Origin of the sequence: Micromonospora sp. M51 (assembly GCF_018070305.1) — a bacterium.
Classification (GTDB): domain Bacteria; phylum Actinomycetota; class Actinomycetes; order Mycobacteriales; family Micromonosporaceae; genus Micromonospora; species Micromonospora parva.
Map to the genome: position 1 here is coordinate 1 of NZ_JAGPXZ010000905.1, position 2,212 is coordinate 2,212.

Annotated in this window: 2 protein-coding genes and 1 pseudogene; 1 reads left to right on the plus strand and 2 read right to left on the minus strand. The window is 70.9% G+C overall.

Features of this window, described 5'->3' with window-relative positions; genetic code table 11:
* Nucleotides 1-410, minus strand: a pseudogene (locus tag KBX53_RS30525) (carbohydrate ABC transporter substrate-binding protein); the annotation flags it as partial.
* Nucleotides 411-594: 184 nt separating this feature from the next.
* Nucleotides 595-1,353: a maleylpyruvate isomerase family mycothiol-dependent enzyme gene (locus tag KBX53_RS30530; protein WP_030327733.1), complete on the minus strand. Its 759-nt coding sequence runs from the start codon at nucleotides 1,351-1,353 to the stop codon at nucleotides 595-597.
* A 69-nt stretch (nucleotides 1,354-1,422) separates the two neighbouring features.
* On the opposite strand from KBX53_RS30530, the gene KBX53_RS30535 reads away from it, so the two are divergent.
* Nucleotides 1,423-2,212 (plus strand): UDP-N-acetylmuramate dehydrogenase (locus KBX53_RS30535; RefSeq protein WP_210863172.1); only part of this gene is annotated, 790 nt, incomplete at its 3' end.

A 2,212-nucleotide genomic window follows, 5' to 3' on the forward strand; every position in this document is an offset into this window, starting at 1 on the left:
GTCAGGCCGGCGTTCCACTTCCACTCGAGGAAGTTGCCCTTGAGGTCGGCGGCGCCGTGGTCCAGCAGGTTGACGAAGTTGCCGGGGTTGGCCTTGTACTCGACCAGCAGACCCTCCTCGATGGCCACCACGTCGCCGGCGCCCCGGCCGGCGGCGAGCCACTGGGTCAGCTTCGGCGAGTACTCGTCGAGGTTGGTGCCGGTGCCCCGCTCGACGATCTTCACGTTGGGGTTCGCGGCCATGTACTCCTGGTAGAGCTGCTCGTAGCCGAACTGGCCGAAGACGTCGACGGTCAAGGTGATCGGCCCGTCGCCCTGCTCGTCGCCGCCGCCGCAGCCAGCGGTGACGAGCAGGGCGGTGGTGGCGGCGAGGGCCACCGCGGCGAGGCGGCGGCGCGGGAAGACAGCCATGGGTTTCGACCTCTCTCAGGGCGGGCGAGTGGTGGCAGATAATTCAGAGAGCGCTCTCACGACACTGTGGTAGGTCGCTGACCCGGTGTCAAGAGAGCGCTCTCACGAGGTCGCGAGGTCGGCCCCACACGCCGACGAGGGCGCCACCCCGGATGGGGTGACGCCCTCGTTCGTGACCGGTCGGTCAGCCGGTGCGCAGACCGTCCAACAGGGTGCGGTCGCCGACGACATCAAGCGTCTCGAAACTCACCCGCCCCCACAACGCCAGCAGCAGATCGCTCGCGGTGCCGCTGACCTGGGCACGAGCGTGGTGATCGTCGTGGTCGAAGATGGTCGCGGTGTCGAGCAGCGCCACCCCCTCGCCGCGCAGCCGCAGATACCACTCCTGGGCCGCGTCCGTCGCGCAGAGCTGCACCACCCCGTGCCAGTCACCCGGCACCTGCCGCCGGCCCGCCGGGAGCCAGGTGTCCAGCACCTCGCTCACCCCGTCGGCGGCGAGCTTCGCCTCCACCGGGTCACCGGCCGCGATGGCGAGCTGCGCGTCCCAGCGGTGCACAGCCGTCTCGTGCGCCATCCGACGCGGCCAGAAACCGGCCTTCTTCGGCTGGGGCGCCCAGTTCCACGCCGATGCCTCCGGGTCGAGCCCGTCGAAGAGGGTCATCACCCGGTCGTAACCCTGCTGCCACAACTGGAGCGCGTCCACGCCCGGGTCGGCCTCGAGCTTCTCCCGCCGAGGCGGCTGGCTGGTCTGGCCGGTGCCGGCGAACGACGAAACCCACTGGTAGATGCCGGCCATGTGCAGGGTCAGGTCGTTCACCGTCCAGCCCGGACAGGACAGCACCGGTGTCTCCGGCGGCGCCTCGGCCACCGCTGCGGCGAAAGCCGGACCCTCCGTCCGGAGCGCTCCGATCCAGAAATCCTTGCTGCCCTGCAGTCTGCTCATCGCCATCCTCCCGGGGGTGCCGGGCGACCAGTGGGTGCCACGGCTAATTGTCAGCCTAAGGTGAAGGGCGTGCCAGACGCCTCCGCCCAGCCGACAACCGACGCCGATCGTGCCATCCCCGGTCCACTCGCCGGCTACACCACCCTGCGAACGGGTGGACCGGCCGCGCGGATCGTGGCCGCCGGCAGCGCCGACGAGATTGTCCGCGCGGTGCGGACCGCGGCAGAGCCGGTCCTGATCCTCGCCGGCGGCAGCAACGTGGTGATCGGCGACGCCGGCTTCCCCGGCACCGTCGTCCTGGTGCGCTCCCGTGGCGTGCGGGTCATCGCCGAGGACGCCACCTCGGTCACCGTACGGGTCGACGCCGGCGAGCCGTGGGACGACCTGGTGGCCACCACTGTCGCCAACGGCTGGTCCGGTCTGGAGTGCCTCTCCGGCATCCCCGGCTCGACCGGCGCCACCCCGATCCAGAACGTCGGCGCGTACGGCCAGGAGGTCGCCGAGACGATCACCGGCGTCGAGGTGTACGACCGGATCCAGGGCACCCGCCAGGTCATCCCCGCCGCCGACTGCGGCTTCGCCTACCGGGGCAGCATCTTCAAGTACGTGGACCGCTGGGTGGTGCTCTCGGTCGACTTCCGGCTCACCAGGTCCCCACTGTCCGGGCCGGTGCGCTACGCGGAACTGGCCAGAGCGCTCGGCGTCGAGGTGGGCGACCAGGTGCCGCTGGCGGACGCCCGAGCCACGGTGCTGCGGCTGCGCGCGGGCAAGGGGATGGTGCTCGACGCCAACGACCCGGACACCCGCTCGGTCGGCTCCTTCTTCACCAACCCGGTGCTCGACCGGGCGACATACGACC